Here is a 19,338-nt window from a genome sequence, read left to right on the forward strand (position 1 = left end):
CTGAACTATAAACAAACTTTAATATGGAAAATTTATCAAACTATTTTGGACAAAATATAAAAGACAAACGTATTGTAATTACTGGTGGAACAACCGGAATTGGTAAAGCAATTGCGGATCTTCTTATTTCTCTTGGCGGGCGTGTGCTCACTTTTGGAAGAGATAAAGAGGATTTTAATCATGCTTTTACTGATATAAAAACGAAATTTCCGGATTGTGACTTATATGGTTTTCCTGCGGATATTACCAATAAAGAAGACGTAAAATTGATATTAGAAGAAATAGATAAAAAATTAGGCGGTATTGATATTCTGATCAATAATGCTGCATTATCGGCTGAAGGCGTTACAAAAGGCAATTTAGAAGATTGGCAATATATATTAGAAACGAATATTATGGGCTATTTAACTTTTTCTAAAGAAGCTGTTGATAGAATGACTGCTCAAAAATCGGGTCATATTATAAATATCGGATCTATGAGTGCCGAAAGCCGTAAACCGGAAAGTACAATTTATGTTGCAACAAAAACGGCTCTAAGGGGTTTTAGCACTTCGCTTCGCAAAGAAATTAATCCGCTTGGAATTAAAGTTTCTCTTGTAGAACCTGGCGCCGTTACCAGTGATATGCAACCTGATTCTAAAGCATCACAACAGAAAAAAATCGAAAAACTAGAAATGCTGGAAGCAGAAGATATCGCTATGAGCGTTTTATTCTGTTTATCACAGCCAAAAAGATGTGACATTGTAACAATGCAGGTTCGTCCGCATTTACAACTTATATAGAAATAGTAATGAATTTAAATTTTAGAAATTATGAATAATTTAAAAATTCAGAACGAGAATTTTGGTATCCAAGAAAATCAAAATTCCTATAATTGCAGCAGACCTCACAACGAAGAAACCGCAAACGAAAATGAAGCTATTGACGAAGAATTTACAACTGGTCAAGTTCCTGATACTGCACATCGTACTATTTATTAATTAAATAAATACTTCGATTCATTCAACAATAAATCTTCAAAACAAAAAACCTCTTTAGCAATGTTAAAGAGGTTTTTTAATTTATAGATAAACACTTAAATCACACAAAAAAGGTATATGTAAACATCGCCATTAATCCAAAAATAACATGTGCAATAAATAATTGAATATAATAACCTCCATCTGATGCTTTACCTTCAAAATGAGCTAGTTTAAACATAACAATCCAGCTTAAAATTCCGATTATGCCACTTAGAGCACCAAGCAAAATACCGCTTAAAATACTAACTGGAAGTATTTCTCGAGTCCAGAGAATGTGATAAAATAAGACAAAAATAAAACCGATTACGTAATGTATGAACCAAGCTAAAATTTCTCGTAATTTATCCGGAAGCGGTATGCTTAACCTGACAAGAACATATTTAAGCAATAAAGGCTCTTTGTACAATTTTCTAAAACTTGCAGATACTACATAACTAAAAAAAGTCATGGCAGAAGTGGCAAAAAAAGTGGTTACCAATAGTTGTATGAATGTATTCATTTTTTTTTTGATTTAAATGGATAATTAAGATTTCCAGCTTAGGTTTATTGTACTGTTTCCTTCTATTTGAAAATCAATTTCTTTTTTTGTTCTTCGTACAGCTTCAATTTTTGCTGTTTTATTTTTTAATGTGATTTCCGGCATTTCTTCTTTATCTGAAATAATTTTGACAAGAGAAGTAAAATCAGCACTTCCGATGATTTTAAATTGAAGTGAATTATTTGTTTTTTTAATATTGGTTAAAGGATATTCACAGAAAACAATAAGTCCAGTATTTGGAATTTTAAAATATTGTCTGGAAACAATGCCGAAAGGCAGACCAGCGCCATACACTTCCTGACCAATTTTACCACACAAATCCCATCCATCGTAAATATCTTCCAGCGGTATCCATATAGTAGAATTAATTTCTCCGGTTTTTACTTCTTTGGCCAAAGCATCTTTATGAAGCATTGGCGGGAAATAATACGGCAGTCGATGTACAGTATATTTAATAAATTCTGGCAATAAAACTTTTACAGCATCCAAAATCTTCAATCCTAATGCTTCTTTCATATAGTCGTAAAGAGCAGTATAAACTTCAAATTCTTCATAAGCTGCTCTGTAAGGCGCATCATTAAGAGGAAAAACACCAAAAAAGCTGTGATAATGTTTACTATATCCATAATTGGGTTCCCAGAGCTGTGCATTTTTTAATATTCCTGCCAGACATACGTAACTCAGCTGCAGGTATATTTCTTCTTTAAACTCTTTATACAATCTTAGTAAAGCCCCAGCAGCAAATGCGGTGTTATTGGCTTGATAAAATAAATCAAAACCTAAACCTTCTAATTTTTTTGATGCTTTTACGGCTTCATTGAGATAACGTTTCTGCTTGGTTAATTTCCAAACATTCAACATGAGATGCGCGTACGATCCGGGCACATCTTTTTCTCCGCCTTCTCCCGGCTGAGTTTCTGCTTTAATCACTTTTAGAGTATCCATTTTATAAAAAACCGGCCATTCATAATCAAAAAAATGAGCCACCCCAATGGCGTATTCTAAAGAATCCAAAAGCAGCTTTTCAGCATTTTTATCTCCGTCTAAAGCCAATCTGCTTAAATTCATCAACGGATGATAGAGATACCAGGAATCCATAACGTATTCTTTTTTCTGCTCTTCAGATTGATCAAGATTATCAGCCATAGCAGGAAGCCAGCGCGATATACATTTGATATTGCTATCATAAAAGGTATTCAATCCTTTTTTAAGATCGTTAATTACAGGTATATCTTTAGACAGCCACTTTTCGTATTCGCTAAGCGGTAAAATTACAGCGAGCTGCACCATAATTTCTGGCGGTGTTTTATAATCGCACAAATAGGCATTCAAATATGATAATCCGCAAGAATTAGTCCAGCAGCCTTTGTTATTAATAAGATCATGCAAAGCGGTTTTGGCAGAAGTCATCCAATTATGATAGGTCAATTCTGGTTTTGGAATATGACGGTACAATGCTCCTAAATGGGTTAGAAATTCCTGTGTTCCTTCTAAATTATCTTTTGGAATATTATTGCTCAACAACACATAAGCATCTGATAAAATCACTGGCTTATCTGGCAGCGGTTCTTCTATTACAGCTGGAAGACGAAATCCTAATTCGGGCCAGTCGCCTCCTACCGTTTCTGCGCCAGAAGTTTTGGTTGCTTCAAAAAATGGATTAATAGCAGAAAGATTTTGAAAATAAAATACAGAACCTGTTACTGGTTTAGTCAAGCTGAAATACTGCAAACCTGATCTTGCCCCAACTTGCTGTATATGAACTTTTCCTGCTGTATTTTCTATATTTCCGTTTAACGTCAGCGGTATTATATCACGCGGCCAAAACGGAATTAAAATTGGTTTATACGGCGTAAACTGTGTGATATAATGTACTATAGGATTTTTTGCATCTGAAAATTCAAGTGTCATTTTATAAGTTCCTAATGTGGTAGATAAAGAAATTTCTACCAAATCTTCTTTTTCTTTGATTTCTTCTAAATTAAAAGTTGAAGTTATAGCGTAGGCTGCTCGAAAAGCTATTCGTCCGTTATTGGGCCAAATGCATATAATAAATACAGAATTATCTGTGCATTTTACTTCAACAATAAAATTTAAAAAACTTTTTTCAAAGATTGGTGCTGTTGTACTTAGTTCGGACTGTACATTTATCGTCCATGCAGATATCGGATTCATCTCTTAATACATTTAATTTCATTTTAAAATTAGATCAAAACCAAGATTAAATTTTATAATTTTTGATACCCTGCTTATAAAATTTAAATCTAAAATATTCTACAAGGTTCTCTCTGTCAAGAGAATCTAAAAAGGAAAGTCCAGAATCTTACAAGCAAAATTCTGGACTTTCTTTTTTTAGAAAGCGTAATAGGAAATACTTTTAAGCTTCGTCTTCTTCAGCAGCATCAAAATTAATTGTATTGTAAGCAGCTTCTGTAAGCAAGGTATCCGCTTCTTTTTCTTCTGCTAAAGTTTTTTCAAGCAAGAGAACAGCATCATCTTCGCCAAGTGTTTGTGCAAATGCAGCCAAAGTACCGTATGTTGCAATCTCGTAGTGCTCAATTTTTTGAGAAGCAGCAATAATTCCTGCATCACGTACTGGACCAGCTTCTGTTTCTTCCATAATGCCTTCACCTTCTTTTATAAGACCTTCCATAGCATCACATTTTTTAGCTGCAGCTTTTTCGCCTACGCTTGCAAATACTTTTTCTAGTCTTGTAACTTGTTCTTGAGTTACAGCTAAGTGATCGTTAATAGCAGAAATAAGATTTTCTGATGTAGCATTTTTAGCCATTTTTGGTAAAGCTTTTACCAAAGCTTTTTCTGCCCAATAAATATCTTTTAGAGAATCTACAAATAGTTCTCTTAAACCATCGGCAGCATTAGATTTTGCTTTTACTTTTGCAGCACTATTAGATTTTGCTGTGCTATTTGATTTTGATGTACTTGTAGTTGCCTTACTTTTAGCAGTTGTTGTACTCTTTGTATTTTTCGTTGCAGTTTTCATGATTTTCGTTTTTAAATTTATAATTCCAAAATTATATCACAAGTCATCATAAAGTCTTACATAATTAATTATCAAACTTATAGGATTTGAAGATTTGGATTTTTAATTGATGAAGCACAAAATTTTCTCTTAATTTGAAATTATTGTAATCCATAATAAAATTGAAAACGTTGATTCTACATTTCTTTTTTTGAATAAATTTTAAAACCTATAACTTTCTATTTGAGAAAAAATCTCTTTGTAATGCAATACATAAAGTAATTTTTATCTTACAACTTAAAAGCGTCAATTTAAATTTATTTGAAAAATTTTAAAATTAGAATTTGGACTAAAAAACCCTAAACAATTAAATCTAATAACCTCAATTCTGATTTTCGGATTTTTCTTTCAACCCTTGATGTCATTGGATTTACAGCTAAAACACATTTTTATAATTAAGCCCAAATCTTAAATAAACACAACTACTTAATAATGAGATTATTATATTATGCCAGCATAGTAAATTTCTTATTTTTTAAAAATATAAAGTTATTGTCTTTTCCAAAAATTATCAACTTTTTAAAATTCATAAACAACTTAAAATAAAGGCCTTACAGGCATTTTAGAAAAATAAATCAGGTTTAAAAATGACTGATCTGTTTTTAAATTTTAACAATTTTAAGTCGCTATTTTTACGTTTTTATTCTATAAGAAAAAACTTAGTTAATTGTGCCTTGTTTTATGAAATAAACATTTCTTATTAATTATTTTTGAAGAAAGTGCAATTTTTCATTGTATGATTTATTAAACGAAAAAACCTAAATAAGTAGTTATTTAAATCTTACAATACCCAAAATATTTCCCTTTTCGGGAAATATTGCTTCTTAATTGCATTCAATAATCAACTTAATTTTTATACACCCCTAAAAAAAAATTACATGAACATTGATAAGTTAAGATTAGCCCTAATCTTTCTATTGTATCTGCCAATACATTCTTTTGCACAAGGCGGCGGTCCTCCTCCTCCCGGAGATCCAGATCCTACTCCTACTTTTTCTATCAATCAGGAAATTTGGATATTATTGGTCGCCGGACTACTCTTTGGCTTTTTTATAATTACAGCAAAAAGAAAATTATAAATGGCAAATACAATTACTAATTCCTTAATTAGAAAGGAACTTTCGCAAATTTTACAGGTTAATATTCTAAAAATGAAAATATGAAAAAAACTCTATTACTCTTTTTAATATTAAGTGCGACAAAATCTGTTTCTCAAATATACTTTAGCCCTAATGCCAGTATGTATGTAAAAAATCAGGTGCTTTTTGTAAAGCAAGACGTAAATCTGGCTGCAAATTCTAATTTGTATTTGCGAAATAATTCGCAGCTTTTACAGGGTTCAACTACGACTTCTACCAATGTTGGTTTAGGAACTTTGTCTGTCTATCAAGAAGGCTCGTCTGATAATTATGATTATAATTATTGGTGTTCGCCAGTGGGAATTGCTTCTGCTGCTGCTGGAAACCAAAATTTTGGAATCACAATGCTCAGCCGCCCAACAACTTCTACAGCTTCTACCACGGCAGTAATTTTACCTACAACAGATAGAGATGGTATTTCAATGCCGCTTTCTATTGCTTCCAGATGGGTTTATAAATTAGTAAATGCAAACAATTATTCGCAATGGTTACTTGTGGGCGGCACCACTGCACTTGGTCCTGGCGAAGGTTTTACAATGAAAGGTACAAGCGGAACAGACGCCATTGATCCCGCGGGAATGGGAACTACAAACAACCCTGGAGGTGCCCAAAGATATGATTTTAGAGGAAAACCAAATGATGGAAATATCGTAGTAACATTAGGACTTAATAATGCAACCTTAACAGGAAATCCATATCCGTCAGCATTGCATTTAAATGCATTTCTTCTGGATGCGACAAATGCTGCCATTACTGGTGGGATTGCTTATTTTTGGCAGCAGGACAAAGCCACAAACTCTCATTTGCTTAGCGCTTACAGAGGAGGTTATGGATCTTATGCTCCAATAAATTCAACTTCAGAAGGGCTTTACCTGCCTCCAACTTTTAAATCTTATAATCAGGATGGTACTGTAAATTCTGGAGTTGGCACAACAGGAAGTGTTATCGCACGTAGATATTCGCCTATAGGTCAGGGATTTTTGCTTAATGGAAAATCCAATGGAACTGTTACCTTTAAAAATATCCATCGCGTGTTTATCAAAGAAGGAGTTACTTCTCAGTTTGAAAAACATGCTGCAAAAACTACAGAAAAAAGTGAGGAAGCTGAACCTCTTTCTTATTTTAAACTCAACACGATTATTAACAATGAATTTACGAGACAACTGGCACTTGCCTTTGTACCAGAAGCAACAGATGGTGTTGATATTGGTATAGATGCTTTAAACATGACTACAGATCTTCCTAGTGATGTTAATTTTTGGATTGAAGATAGTAATTATGTTATTCAGGGAATCAATTTTGATGAGACCAAAAAAGTACCGCTAAAAGTAAAAGCAACGGAAAGTACAACATTTAAATTTTCTATTGCCGAATCAATAAACTTTGACGCATCGCAGGCTGTATATATTTATGATGCGCTTGACGGATCTTATCATGATATAAAAAATGGTTCTTATTTGGTTACAGTTGCTCCGGGAACTTATACAGACCGATTTAAAATCACTTTTACAGCTCAAACTCTTGGTGTTTCTGATAATGAAACTGCTAAACAATTTTTTGTTTTTCAGGATAATGCCAACAGCACTTTAAAAGCTTCTAATCCAAACAGTTTATCGATAAAATCATTTACGTTATATGACATTACCGGAAAAGTTATTTTATTTAAAAAAAATCTGGCAACGGATTTAAATTACACTTTTTCTACCAGCGGTTTAAGCCACGGTATTTATATAGCCGAATTCCTGACTGCTGATAATGAAAAACTGACTCAAAAGGTTTATATCTCCAATTCTGGGAAATAATGTACGATAGATTCAATAAAAAAATTCAACAATAAACTAATACTATACTTATGATCACTAAATCTACACTCCAAAATCATAAAAGATTATCAGTACTGTTTTTCTTTCTGATAATAGTAACTGCAAATGCTCAGATCGGAATTGGAACTGTTTCGCCTAATGCCACTTCTATATTGGATATTACATCGACCACACAGGGTTTATTGACACCAAGAATGACTACTGCGCAAAGAATTGCGATAGCAACTCCTGCCGAAGGTTTATTGGTTTATGATACCGATTTAAAATTATTTTACTATTATTCCGGAACATGGAATCCGCTTAATAGTACAGCAAGCGGAAGGTTAAATTTTAAACGTATCAAATCTACAGATGTATTGGCAACAGTTTTGGCATCAGAACTTTCAGCTGGAGGCGGTACTAAATATGTTTTGAATACCAATACTTTATATGAAATAAACGGAACGGTAAATTTTACTCTTCCTATAGATTTAAATAATGCCTACGTTACCGGACAAGATGCAAATGAAGATGTAATAAAATCAACGGCTTCGGCCATTTTTCAGGGTAATACTGGCGGAAGTATACGATTTCTTACCTTACAAGGAGTTAGTGCTTTTGCTCTTACAGGTCCTGGAGCTGCCACTGCAAGCTCTCTTTTGGTTCAGAATGTTATTATAGCCGGTATGACGACTAGCGTGGGAAATATTTCAGGCTTTGGATTGTATTTTGGTAATATTGTTCAGTTTGTAGGTAATGCAAATGGAATTCAATATTCTAATATTGGAAATTTATTACTTAGTAATCAAGCATGGACGAGTTCTAATAACGGAACTTTTGAAACTTATTACGGCACTTTTGGTTTAATCCAAAAAAATAGTGGTTTTAGCACTTTAGATGCATCAGATGTTGCCATAGATGTAACTGGTACTCTGGGAACTCTGGCCGTAGGAACTGGAATTATATTCGGTACGGTTTTTTCGGGTACAACTTCAAATTCAACAGGTTATGTAAAAGGTTATGCGGCCGCTTCGACCTACCCGGGATATTATTTTAGCACTGCCTGGTCTGTAGATGCACCTGGTTTACCTAGAGAGGGTGATAGTGATTCTACTGGTGATATTAATTTTGCTGCTGCTGTTGGTTCTGGTGTAACGACAACATTTACTGGTACTGGAACAGGAAGTAGAATAAAAATTGCTGGCACTACCAATTCTAGTAATTTATTTCGATTTACTAAAGATGGAGATAACCGAATAACTTACAGAGGTAATAAAACAAGATATTTTCAGGTAGCGGGTTCTGTTTCTTACCAAGGAACTGCCGCTGATATGACTTTAATTTTATATATAGTTAAAAATGGTGTTACAGTGCTTACAGATACCAAAGTATACGGCCGACCGTCTACAGGTTTTTTCTCCTCTGCTGGAATTTTGGCCTTACCAATTGTCGGTACAGTTCAGATGAAAACGGGTGATTTTATTGAAATTTGGGGAGAACGTTATGACGGAACTGGAAATATTTCTGTAGTATCTCTGAATTTAACTGCAAAATAAAAGTAGTGATTTCATAAAAAACAAAAAACTCTCAACAATGTTGAGAGTTTTTCTTTTTACATATAAAGAGTTAAATATTAAATTAACTCATAACTTATAACTCATAATTAATTTGATTTTACTCCTTCAAAAGCACTTCTTTAGACTTTACTAATTTACTTACTCTCCAAATCAAAAATATTGAACATAAAGAGACAACTGCAATTACATACCCTAATACATCGTAATTTTCCAGTGGAGACGTTTTCGTTTCCTGATGCACGATAAATCCGGCACAAACTGCCGCAATTCCGCCTGCAATCTGCTGTAATGACGAAGTTATAGACATATAAGCACCACGATCTTTCATTTCCGGAATTCCGGTATTTAATGTAGTAGCAGGAATCATACGACTCATAATCCCCATAAACAAAATCATATTAATCACCACTATTTCCCATAACGGTATAGGATTAAGATTGGTATAAATCAAAATCATGATTATTGAGAGTAATGAGCCGGCTGTAAACAACTTAAATTTGCTCACTTTATCACTTAACTTCCCTACTATTGGCATTATAAAAAGTACTGAAAGTCCAGTAAAGAAAAACACCATTGGCAATTGAAGCTGACTTATATGAATATTATTTACCAAAAAAGCACTTCCAAAAGGCTGTAACATAAAACCTCCCACAGAAAGTAATGCAATTGCTGCAAAACCAATCTGGTAATTTTTATCACTCAAAGTATGCCAAAGATGAAGAAAAGGATTCTTGTCTGACTGTAATTCTAAATGCTTTATAATAGGCTGCATTTGGGTAAATATCGCCAATAAAATCAACAATCCTAAAACTGCTATCATAATAAAAGCCGAATGCCAACCCCAGTTATTGGCAAAATAAAGACCAAGAGGTATTCCTAAAATCTGACTTGTTGCATAGGCCATTTGTATAAAACCCATAACGCGTCCTCTTTGCTGAATTACAAATAAATCGGTAACAATAGCAAGAGAAACGGAACCAATGACACCGCCAAAAAGTCCTGTAAAGATTCTGGCAAAAAGCAGCGTTTCGTAACTTGTTGCCAGTGCGCAAAAAGCTGTACCCAAAATAAATCCTGTATAAAAGAAAATCAAGAGTTTTTTTCTGTCAAATTTGTCTGCAAAACCCGCTGCGAGTAATCCGGAAATTCCTGCGCTAAAAGCGTAAGCAGAAACAGTAAATCCAAATTTGGCTGTAGTCATATCAAGGGTTTTCATTAAGATATCTCCCAAAGGAGAAATAATAATAAAATCTAGTATAACCGTAAATTGTAAAAGAGCCAGAATGGCAATAATAATTATTTGTTTAAAAGTAAAAGGATCGCTTTTTACTGTAGTTTTTTCCATTTTGTAATGATTTGTTTTAATTAAAGCAATTCCTGACATTCATGACCGAAATCATTAATCATGGTAATAATTGCTTTTGGTTTTAATGATTTTGAAACTACACGCAGTACACAATCTACATCTTCATGATCAATGCTCCATTGCTGAACATCGCTGTGATTATCAAGTGTTTCCCGCATAGGACAATTTGGTTTTATTTCCGTAATATTTGTTTTAAAAATATGTATGGTATTTAAATTGGTTTCCATATTTTCTCATGGTTTTAAAGCTTTAATAACTGCTTGAAATGCCTCTTTCATCATTTCTTTAGTAAGCGTAAATGGTTTTCCTCCCATACTCCTGCCCTCAGTATGAAAGTTTAATAAATTGTATAATGGTCCGTAGCCAATAGACCAAAAAACTTCGAATGTAAGCGGTATGAGTTCGTTATTCTCCAAAGCTTTATCAATAAACCGCGTCATGATTTTTCTAAAATCAGAAAATTCATTAGTAGAATTTAAGATAATTTCTCCGTGAGGCGAGTGTTTGATAATTTCAAAAAAAGAAACTTTTTTAGGATACTTCATGGTAAATTCAGCCCTGTTTAACCATTGAATCCATAATCCTTCTTCAAAAGACATTTCCGGAGAAAAATTCTTAACTGTGTTTGAGAAGAATTCAAGTGCAACTTCTTTTCCTATTTTTTGAATTAAATCGTCTTTGTCTTCATAATAAATATAAAGTGTTCCTACAGAAATATTACAAGCCTTTGCAAGCTTATTCATACTGAAACCCTGAAATCCGTCTTGTACAATTTGATCGATCGCATTTGCAACTACCAGTTTTTCTTTATCAATATCTCTTATTCTCATACCGAAATTTTTAACAAAGATATAATAATAAATGAATGAACGTTCTTTTATTATTATTTTTTGTTTGTTAATTTTTTTAGCGCTGTTTTTTACGTATTTCTTGTCATTACTGTAAAGGTTACTTATTTCGGCAACATTTTTTTCGTACACGTTCCTGCAAGGTTTTCAAAACCTTGCAGGTATAAATAAGTTTGATTACCATAGTGAATGGAAAATAGAAACCTACAAGGTTTTGAAAACCTTGCAGGAAGCGTGAAAATGTCGAAAATTAGAATGGAATCTCCTTGCGATTTCTTGTTCGTCAAAAGGACAATATTGGAGAATTCGGGAGTTTTATCCAAAAAAAAAGAGCATCATTACGACGCTCTTCTTTTATTTTTAATGAAATAAATTTATGGACAAGGTATATAAATATTAAAAGTAACACCTTTCATGGGTTCGCCTACTGCATTTACATAACCATTATGATTTTCAACAATTTTCTTCACAATAGCAAGTCCAATTCCTGTTCCTTCATAAATGTCTCTGCCGTGTAGTTTCTGGAAAACACCAAATATTTTTTCGTTATGTTCCGGTTCAAAACCAATTCCGTTATCCTGAAAACTAATGTGGCAGTAATTAACTTCTGTTTCAAGTTTTTCTATTCGAATTTCTGAAATATCAACAAGACGGCTTTTTATATCAATTTGCAATGGCAGATTGGGCTGTGCAAATTTTATCGCATTATGAAGCAGATTCTCAATCAATTGTATGAATTGAAAAGGAATTATTTTGACTTTATCGTGAAAATCAGTTGTAATGACTGCATTTCTTTCTAATAGGTTTTCATGCAAAGCTTCTTTTACATCCGCAACTATAGTACTCAAATCTATTATTTCAAATTTTCGGTCAACAAGAGTTGCTCTCGAAAATGTGAGAAGACTGTTGATAAGCTCCCGCATTCTATTGGTTGCGTACAAAATTCTATTAAATTTAAGCTTACCATCTTCCGATAAATTGGGATATTCGTTGGTAAGTAGAATATTAGAAAAAGTCTGAATTTTTCTTAATGGTTCCTGAAGATCATGACTCGAGATATAAGTAAAAGCATCGAGCTCCATATTTTTCTTTCTCAGCTCTTCAGCGTGTTTTTCGATTGCTGCATTCTGAAGCGCAAGCTCACTATTGGCTTTTAAAATAATCTCATTAAGCGCATGCGTTTCTTCTTCTTTCTTTTTTAATTCCTGATTTTTTCTGAACAATTCGGTAAAAACCATCACCTTCGCTTGCAAAATTTCCGGCGATAAAGGTTTAATCATATAATCAACAGCGCCAGATTGATAACCTTTGAATATATATTCGGTTTTATCCATATTGGCTGTCAAAAATATAATAGGAACATTTTTGAGTTTTTCGCTCTGGCGAATTAATTCAGCCGTTTCAAAACCGTCCATCAACGGCATTTGAACATCCATAAGTATAATAGCAAAATCCTGATTCTTCAACAGAATCCGCAAAGCATCTTTTCCCGAGGTTGCTTCTACAAACTGATAACCACGATCAGCCAGGATAACTTGCAAAGAAAGTAGGTTTTCTTTTTTGTCATCCACCAATAAGATTTTAATTGCGCTATCTCCCATTATAGTGTTGTATTGAATATAAATGTATTAAATTATTTAAGCCAAACACGCATAAGCGAAGACAATTGTTCAACATTTACCGGCTTTGTCATATAATCTGAGGCTCCTGATTCTATGCAGCGCTGTCTGTCTCCTTTCATGGCTTTTGCTGTTACGGCAATAATGGTTAGATCTTTATGTTTAACATCTTTTCTAATATTTTTCATGGTTTCGTAACCGTCCATTTCCGGCATCATGATATCCATAAGAACGATGTCAATATTTTTATCTTCGTTTAAAATATCAATAGCTTCCTGACCGCTTTCTGCACTAATAACGTCTAATCCGTAACGTTCTAAAGCTGTTGTAAGGGCAAAAAGATTACGAACATCATCATCTACCAATAACACTTTTTTGCCAGGAAGTACATCTTCTTTTAAATAAAATGATTCTATACTTTCTCGCATTGCATCTGGTAATTCTTTGTGAACACGATGCATGAATAAAGCCGTTTGGTCGATCAATTCATCCATAGAATTGGCACTTTTTGTAATGATACTGTGCGCAAATCGATTCAATTTTGTTTTTTGTTTCTTGCTGACATCTCCAGCAGAATGTATGATTATCGCTGTTTCCTGTCCGGCAAGATTATTTTCAAGATCCGTAATAATATCCAGACCATCGGCATCTGGCAGTTTTAAATCTAATATAATACAATCAAACGAATGATCTCGAATTAATGCAACTGCTTCTGTAGCCGTTTTAGCACTGTAAACAGAAATATCGTCACCATCTACAGCATTTAAAATTCGCTCTAATTCCGTTGGATTATCATCTACAACAAGCAGGTTTTTTGCTTTTTTGTTTTTAAAATCATGAATATCATTAAACAAATATGTCAATGAATCGTTCTTAACCGGTTTCAGGAAGAAGTTTCTCGCACCGCGTTTAAGTCCTTTATTTCTTTCATCTTCTCCGGAAATAATATAAACCGGAATATGACGCAGATTAAAGTCCGTTTTTAAACGGTCCAGAATTTTCCATCCGCTGGTATCCGGCATATTCAAATCCATTGTTATGGCGTGCGGATTAAACTGATTTATAAAATCAATTACATCATTTCCTTTTGTAGTCACAATGGCTTTAATTCCGTTGATATGCGCCTGCTCCAGCATAATTTTTGCAAAGGTTAAATTATCCTCGGCAATCAATAATACTTTATCGTTTGGCTTAATATCCGTTCTGTCATCGCCAACCTCATCAACAAAGAACAAATCAATATCAGATCGGTTGAATTTTTCTGAAGGAAGTGATTTTATACGGCCTTTTGTATCTTTTACTTCGGTGTCTTCACTTACATCAATGTTTTCAATTTCAGCAATATGAATGTATTTTAACGGAAGGAATAAGGTGAATTTACTACCTACATTCATTTCACTTTCCAGTTCGATACTTCCGCCTAATAAATCCGAAAGTCCGCGGCTGATAGACAATCCTAAACCAGTTCCGCCATATTTACGGCTGGTAGAACCTTCTGCTTGCTGGAAAGCTTCGAAAATGATATTTTGTTTTTCTCTTGAAATTCCAATTCCCGAATCTGAAATTTCGAAAGCAACAACAGCTTCGGCATTATCAAGACTGACATTGGCTGTTTTCCAGTTGTTTTTTGCTTTGTATATTTTAAGCTGAACTTCTCCTTTTTCTGTAAACTTGAAAGAATTGGATAATAGATTTTTTAGAATCTGATTTAACCTTTGCGAATCGGTTTCGATCAATTCAGGAAGATCATCATCCATACTTATTTTAAAGCGAAGATGTTTAGCTTCTGAAATCGGATTGAATGTTGACTCCACAAATCGGCTGATTTCTGCAAAACTAATCGGGTTGTAATCCACAGAAATATATCCGGATTCAATTTTGGAAAGATCCAGAATGTCATTAATTAACTGAATAAGGTCATCCCCGCACGAGTTGATGGTTTTCGCAAACTGAATTTGTTTTTCGGATAAATTTCCGTCTCTGTTCGCAATTAATTCATTCGCCAAAATCTGCAAACTGTTCAACGGCGTTCGAAGCTCGTGTGACATATTCGCCAGGAACTCCGATTTATATTTTGATGTTAAGGTTAACTGGTCTGCTTTTTCTTCCAAAGCTTTTCTTGCTACCTCAACCTCTTGGTTTTTCAACTCTACTTCTTCTTTTTGGTTTGCCAATAAGAAAGCTTTTTCTTCCAGTTCTTCGTTGGTATTTTTCAATACTTCCTGTTGGCTTTTTAGCTCTCCGGCTAATGATTGAGATTGTACCAAAAGCTCTTCTGTTCTTGAATTCGATTCGATCGTATTCAATACAATTCCGATACTTTCTGTTAATCCTTCCAAGAAATCTAAGTGTGTCTGACTGAAAGTATCAAGTGATGCTAATTCAATAACTGCTTTAAGTCTTCCTTCAAACAAAACCGGAAGAATAATTACGTCCTGAGGCTTGGCATCTCCCAATCCTGAATTGATTCTGATGTAATCTTTTGGAACATTACTCAGAATAATTCTTTCTTTCTCGATCGCCACCTGACCGATAAGTCCTTCTCCCATTGCATATTGCGTTGGAGAATTTTTTCTTTTAATGTATGCGTATGAGGCAATTAGATTCAGTTTAGAATCCATAAAATCCTCATCTTCCTGTAAAATATAGAACAATCCGTGCTGCGCGGTTACAACCGTTGCCAGCTCCGAAAGGATTTTTTTGGTAACCGAATTAAGCTCTTTCTGCCCTTGAAGCATTTGTGTAAATTTCGCTAAATTCGATTTCAACCAGTCTTGTTCCTGATTACGTAATGTAGTTGCTTTTAGGTTCGAAATCATCTGGTTAATAGTATCCTTTAATGCTTCTACCTCACCTTTTGCTTCAACACCAATTGTTCGCGTTAAATCTCCTTGTGTTACCGCAGAAGCTACCTCAGAAATCGCACGTACCTGCGTCGTTAAATTCGCCGCGAGTTGATTTACGTTTTCTGTTAAGTTTTTCCATGTTCCAGAAGCTCCCGGTACATTGGCCTGACCTCCCAGTTTTCCTTCTGCTCCAACCTCACGTGCCACAGTTGTTACCTGATCCGAGAAGGTTGCGAGCGTATCAATCATTTCGTTGATTGTATCTGTTAATTGTGCAACTTCTCCTTTTGCATCAATGGATAGTTTTTGTTTTAGGTTTCCTTTTGCAACCGAGGTTACAACTTTTGCAATTCCACGTACTTGTGAGGTTAGATTCGATGCCATTAAGTTAACCGAATCGGTTAAATCTTTCCAGGTTCCGGCAACTCCTTTTACTTCAGATTGCCCTCCAAGTTTTCCTTCCGTACCAACCTCACGCGCCACACGGGTTACCTCAGAAGAAAACGAGTTCAGCTGTTCCACCATCGTATTAAAGGTGTTTTTCAAGTCAAGGATTTCTCCTTTTACGTCAACGGTAATTTGTTTCGAAAGGTCGCCATTTGCTACGGCTTTTGTTACATCGGCAATATTACGTACCTGAGCGGTTAAGTTACCCGCCATCTGATTCACCGAATCCGTTAAATCTTTCCACGTTCCTGCAACTCCGGGTACAAAGGCTTGTCCTCCCAATTTTCCTTCTGTTCCTACCTCACGCGAAACCCTTGTTACCTCCGAAGCAAAACTTCGAAGCTGATCCACCATCGTATTTACGGTTTCTTTTAATTGAAGAATCTCTCCACGAACGTCAGCCGTAATTTTCTTGGACATATCCCCGTTGGCTACGGCGATGGTTACCTCGGCAATATTACGTACCTGAGTCGTTAAGTTACCCGCCATCTGGTTAACAGAATCTGTTAAATCTTTCCATGTTCCGGCAACACCCGGTACATTTGCCTGTCCTCCTAGTTTTCCTTCCGTACCAACCTCACGAGCCACACGAGTTACCTCTGATGCAAACTCACGAAGCTGATCCACCATCGTATTCAGGGTTTCTTTTAACTGAAGAATTTCCCCACGTACGTCAACGGTAATTTTTCGGGACATATCTCCATTTGCTACGGCAATCGCCACATCGGCAATATTACGTACCTGAGCGGTTAAGTTACCCGCCATTTGATTAACAGAATCTGTTAAATCTTTCCATGTTCCGGCAACTCCAGGTACATTCGCCTGACCTCCTAATTTCCCTTCTGTTCCTACCTCACGCGAAACCCTTGTTACCTCCGAAGCAAAACTTCGAAGCTGATCCACCATGGTATTAATTGTATTTTTAAGCTCTAAGATTTCTCCTTTTGTATCTACGGTAATCTGGAGCGATAAATCGCCTTTTGCTACCGCTGTTGTTACTTCGGCGATATTACGTACCTGACCCGTAAGATTCGATGCCATCTGGTTTACCGAATCCGTTAAATCTTTCCAGGTTCCACCAACACCTTCCACCTGCGCCTGTCCTCCCAGTTTTCCTTCTGTTCCTACCTCACGCGCCACACGGGTTACCTCAGAAGCAAATGAATTTAGCTGCCCCACCATCGTATTAATGGTGTTCTTCAACTCCAAAATCTCTCCTTTTGTATCTACGGTAATCTGGCGTGATAAATCGCCTTTTGCTACGGCTGTTGTTACCTCGGCAATATTACGCACCTGTCCGGTTAAGTTAGATGCCATTTGGTTAACAGAATCCGTTAAATCTTTCCAGGTTCCTCCAACTCCTTTTACTTTTGCCTGACCTCCCAATTTTCCTTCTGTACCAACCTCAAGTGCCACACGCGTTACCTCAGAAGAGAAAGAGTTCAGCTGATCCACCATCGTATTAATGGTTTTCTTTAACTCTAAGATTTCCCCTTCCGCTACGGCGGTAATTTTTTTAGATAAATCCCCATTTGCTACCGCGGTTGTTACCTCGGCAATATTACGTACCTGGCCCGTAAGATTCGATGCCATCTGATTCACCGAATCGGTTAAATCTTTCCACGTCCCACCAACTCCTTTTACTTTTGCCTGACCTCCCAGTTTTCCTTCTGAACCCACCTCACGTGCCACACGGGTTACCTCGGCACCAAAGGAGTTCAGCTGATCCACCATGGTATTAATTGTATTTTTAAGCTCCAGGATTTCTCCTGCAACGTTTACTGTAATCTTTTTAGATAAATCGCCTTTTGCTACCGCGGTTGTTACCTCGGCAATATTACGTACCTGTCCGGTTAAGTTACTCGCCATTTGATTAACCGAGTCGGTCAAATCTTTCCAAACTCCACCAACTCCTCGTACTTTCGCCTGACCTCCCAGTTTTCCTTCCGATCCTACCTCTACCGCCACACGCGTTACCTCAGAAGAAAACGAGTTCAGCTGATCCACCATCGTGTTGATGGTATTTTTAAGTTCAAGGATTTCTCCTTTTACGTCTACGGTAATTTTCTTCGATAAATCTCCTTTTGCTACCGCCGTTGTTACATCTGCAATATTACGTACCTGACCCGTTAAGTTACTCGCCATCTGGTTAACTGAGTCCGTTAAATCTTTCCAGGTTCCTCCGACACCTTTTACCTGTGCCTGTCCGCCCAGTTTTCCTTCGGTTCCTACCTCACGCGCCACACGGGTTACCTCAGATGAAAACGAGTTCAGCTGATCCACCATCGTGTTGATGGTATTTTTAAGTTCAAGGATTTCTCCTTTTACGTCAACAGTAATTTTTTTAGATAAATCCCCTTTTGCTACCGCGGTTGTTACATCGGCAATATTACGTACCTGCCCCGTTAAGTTACTTGCCATTTTGTTTACCGAGTCGGTCAAATCTTTCCAAACCCCACCAACACCTCTTACTTTTGCCTGACCTCCCAGTTTACCTTCTGTACCTACCTCACGTGCCACACGCGTCACCTCCATCGAGAAAAGGTTCAGCTGTTTTACCATTCCATTTACCTCTTTTGCAATTCTAAGAAATTCTCCCTGAAGCGGGTTTCCTTCAATAGAAAGTGGCATTTCCTGAGATAAATTTCCTTTTGCTACGGATGTAATTACGTGTGCAATCTCAATTGTCGGGTGTACCAGATCTGAAATCAAAGTATTAACCGAATCAACACAAGAACTCCACGAACCTCTTGCGCCGTCAAGCGAAACACGATTGGTTAATTTTCCTTGTTTACCAATACTTTTACCTACCTTTTGAAATTCAAAAACCATTCGTTCGTTAAGATCTATGATTTCGTTCAAAGTTTCGCAGATCGATCTTTTCGTTCCATTTTGATCTGTTGGAAAACGCTGCGTAAAATTTCCGTTTTTAACTTTCAACAGAATTTTCAAAAACTCTGCATCTGTCAAAATAGACTCTTCAGGTTCTGCTTTTTTGATTTTAGCTTTTACAGGTTTATCTGCAATAACCGGAAGCACAAGAATCGACTCGGTCTTTTCGGTATTTATTTCTTTTGTTTTTTTCATGTTA

The 19,338-nt window shown here is 35.6% G+C and carries 13 protein-coding genes; 5 read left to right on the forward strand and 8 right to left on the reverse strand.

Annotated elements, in window-relative coordinates; all coding sequences use genetic code 11:
* The first annotated feature begins 23 nt into the window (after window positions 1–23).
* Both EV144_RS22980 and EV144_RS24255 read left to right on the forward strand, forming a co-directional pair.
* Entirely contained in the window at window positions 24–782 is a 759-nt protein-coding gene (locus EV144_RS22980; RefSeq protein WP_134151486.1) for an SDR family oxidoreductase, read from the forward strand.
* Between the two features lie 30 nt (window positions 783–812).
* Window positions 813–980: a hypothetical protein gene (locus EV144_RS24255; protein WP_166670625.1), complete on the forward strand. Its 168-nt coding sequence runs from the start codon at window positions 813–815 to the stop codon at window positions 978–980.
* Between the two features lie 100 nt (window positions 981–1,080).
* On the opposite strand, the gene EV144_RS22985 is transcribed toward EV144_RS24255, so the two are convergent.
* The 3 genes from EV144_RS22985 to EV144_RS22995 form a co-directional block, all read right to left on the reverse strand.
* The gene (locus tag EV144_RS22985; protein ID WP_134151487.1) at window positions 1,081–1,521 is read right to left on the reverse strand and encodes a hypothetical protein; all 441 of its coding nucleotides are present in this window, start codon (window positions 1,519–1,521) and stop codon (window positions 1,081–1,083) included.
* 24 nt (window positions 1,522–1,545) lie between these two features.
* Window positions 1,546–3,735 (reverse strand): hypothetical protein, encoded by a 2,190-nt coding sequence (locus EV144_RS22990; RefSeq protein WP_134151488.1) that lies wholly within the window; start codon window positions 3,733–3,735, stop codon window positions 1,546–1,548.
* A 202-nt stretch (window positions 3,736–3,937) separates the two neighbouring features.
* On the reverse strand, window positions 3,938–4,564 hold the full coding sequence (locus EV144_RS22995; protein WP_134151489.1) for a ferritin-like domain-containing protein: 627 nt from the start codon (window positions 4,562–4,564) through the stop codon (window positions 3,938–3,940).
* A 917-nt stretch (window positions 4,565–5,481) separates the two neighbouring features.
* Between EV144_RS22995 and EV144_RS23000 the strand changes: the two genes are divergently transcribed.
* The 3 genes from EV144_RS23000 (at window position 5,482) to EV144_RS23010 (ending at window position 9,100) form a co-directional block, all read left to right on the forward strand.
* The gene (locus EV144_RS23000) at window positions 5,482–5,682 is read left to right on the forward strand and encodes a hypothetical protein (protein ID WP_134151490.1); all 201 of its coding nucleotides are present in this window, start codon (window positions 5,482–5,484) and stop codon (window positions 5,680–5,682) included.
* An 80-nt stretch (window positions 5,683–5,762) separates the two neighbouring features.
* Window positions 5,763–7,544 carry a T9SS type A sorting domain-containing protein gene (locus EV144_RS23005; protein ID WP_243854736.1) on the forward strand — a complete coding sequence of 594 codons (1,782 nt, stop codon included), beginning with the start codon at window positions 5,763–5,765 and terminating at the stop codon, window positions 7,542–7,544.
* A gap of 50 nt (window positions 7,545–7,594) precedes the next feature.
* The gene (locus EV144_RS23010) at window positions 7,595–9,100 is read left to right on the forward strand and encodes a hypothetical protein (protein WP_134151491.1); all 1,506 of its coding nucleotides are present in this window, start codon (window positions 7,595–7,597) and stop codon (window positions 9,098–9,100) included.
* A gap of 118 nt (window positions 9,101–9,218) precedes the next feature.
* Here EV144_RS23010 and EV144_RS23015 read toward each other — a convergent pair whose 3' ends face one another.
* The 5 genes from EV144_RS23015 to EV144_RS23035 form a co-directional block, all read right to left on the reverse strand.
* Entirely contained in the window at window positions 9,219–10,466 is a 1,248-nt protein-coding gene (locus EV144_RS23015) for an MFS transporter (protein ID WP_166670626.1), read from the reverse strand.
* 20 nt (window positions 10,467–10,486) lie between these two features.
* Window positions 10,487–10,714, reverse strand: a complete 228-nt coding sequence (locus tag EV144_RS23020) for a hypothetical protein (protein ID WP_134151493.1) — start codon at window positions 10,712–10,714, stop codon at window positions 10,487–10,489.
* Between the two features lie 6 nt (window positions 10,715–10,720).
* Window positions 10,721–11,317, reverse strand: a complete 597-nt coding sequence (locus EV144_RS23025) for a TetR/AcrR family transcriptional regulator (protein WP_134151494.1) — start codon at window positions 11,315–11,317, stop codon at window positions 10,721–10,723.
* A gap of 392 nt (window positions 11,318–11,709) precedes the next feature.
* Window positions 11,710–12,936, reverse strand: a complete 1,227-nt coding sequence (locus EV144_RS23030) for a sensor histidine kinase (protein ID WP_134151495.1) — start codon at window positions 12,934–12,936, stop codon at window positions 11,710–11,712.
* Between the two features lie 32 nt (window positions 12,937–12,968).
* Window positions 12,969–19,334 (reverse strand): HAMP domain-containing protein, encoded by a 6,366-nt coding sequence (locus tag EV144_RS23035; RefSeq protein WP_134151496.1) that lies wholly within the window; start codon window positions 19,332–19,334, stop codon window positions 12,969–12,971.
* Between the last annotated feature and the right edge of the window lie 4 nt (window positions 19,335–19,338).

This window comes from Flavobacterium sp. 270 (assembly GCF_004368785.1).
Lineage (GTDB): Bacteria > Bacteroidota > Bacteroidia > Flavobacteriales > Flavobacteriaceae > Flavobacterium.

Bases quoted from the DNA above. Each gene is read 5' to 3' on its own strand.
- EV144_RS22980 (WP_134151486.1), top strand. From the start codon at position 24: ATGGAAAATTTATCAAACTATTTTGGACAAAATATAAAAGACAAACGT.
- EV144_RS24255 (WP_166670625.1), top strand. From the start codon at position 813: ATGAATAATTTAAAAATTCAGAACGAGAATTTTGGTATCCAAGAAAAT.
- EV144_RS22985 (WP_134151487.1), bottom strand. From the start codon at position 1,521: ATGAATACATTCATACAACTATTGGTAACCACTTTTTTTGCCACTTCT.
- EV144_RS22990 (WP_134151488.1), bottom strand. From the start codon at position 3,735: ATGAATCCGATATCTGCATGGACGATAAATGTACAGTCCGAACTAAGT.
- EV144_RS22995 (WP_134151489.1), bottom strand. From the start codon at position 4,564: ATGAAAACTGCAACGAAAAATACAAAGAGTACAACAACTGCTAAAAGT.
- EV144_RS23000 (WP_134151490.1), top strand. From the start codon at position 5,482: ATGAACATTGATAAGTTAAGATTAGCCCTAATCTTTCTATTGTATCTG.
- EV144_RS23005 (WP_243854736.1), top strand. From the start codon at position 5,763: ATGAAAAAAACTCTATTACTCTTTTTAATATTAAGTGCGACAAAATCT.
- EV144_RS23010 (WP_134151491.1), top strand. From the start codon at position 7,595: ATGATCACTAAATCTACACTCCAAAATCATAAAAGATTATCAGTACTG.
- EV144_RS23015 (WP_166670626.1), bottom strand. From the start codon at position 10,466: ATGGAAAAAACTACAGTAAAAAGCGATCCTTTTACTTTTAAACAAATA.
- EV144_RS23020 (WP_134151493.1), bottom strand. From the start codon at position 10,714: ATGGAAACCAATTTAAATACCATACATATTTTTAAAACAAATATTACG.
- EV144_RS23025 (WP_134151494.1), bottom strand. From the start codon at position 11,317: ATGAGAATAAGAGATATTGATAAAGAAAAACTGGTAGTTGCAAATGCG.
- EV144_RS23030 (WP_134151495.1), bottom strand. From the start codon at position 12,936: ATGGGAGATAGCGCAATTAAAATCTTATTGGTGGATGACAAAAAAGAA.
- EV144_RS23035 (WP_134151496.1), bottom strand. From the start codon at position 19,334: ATGAAAAAAACAAAAGAAATAAATACCGAAAAGACCGAGTCGATTCTT.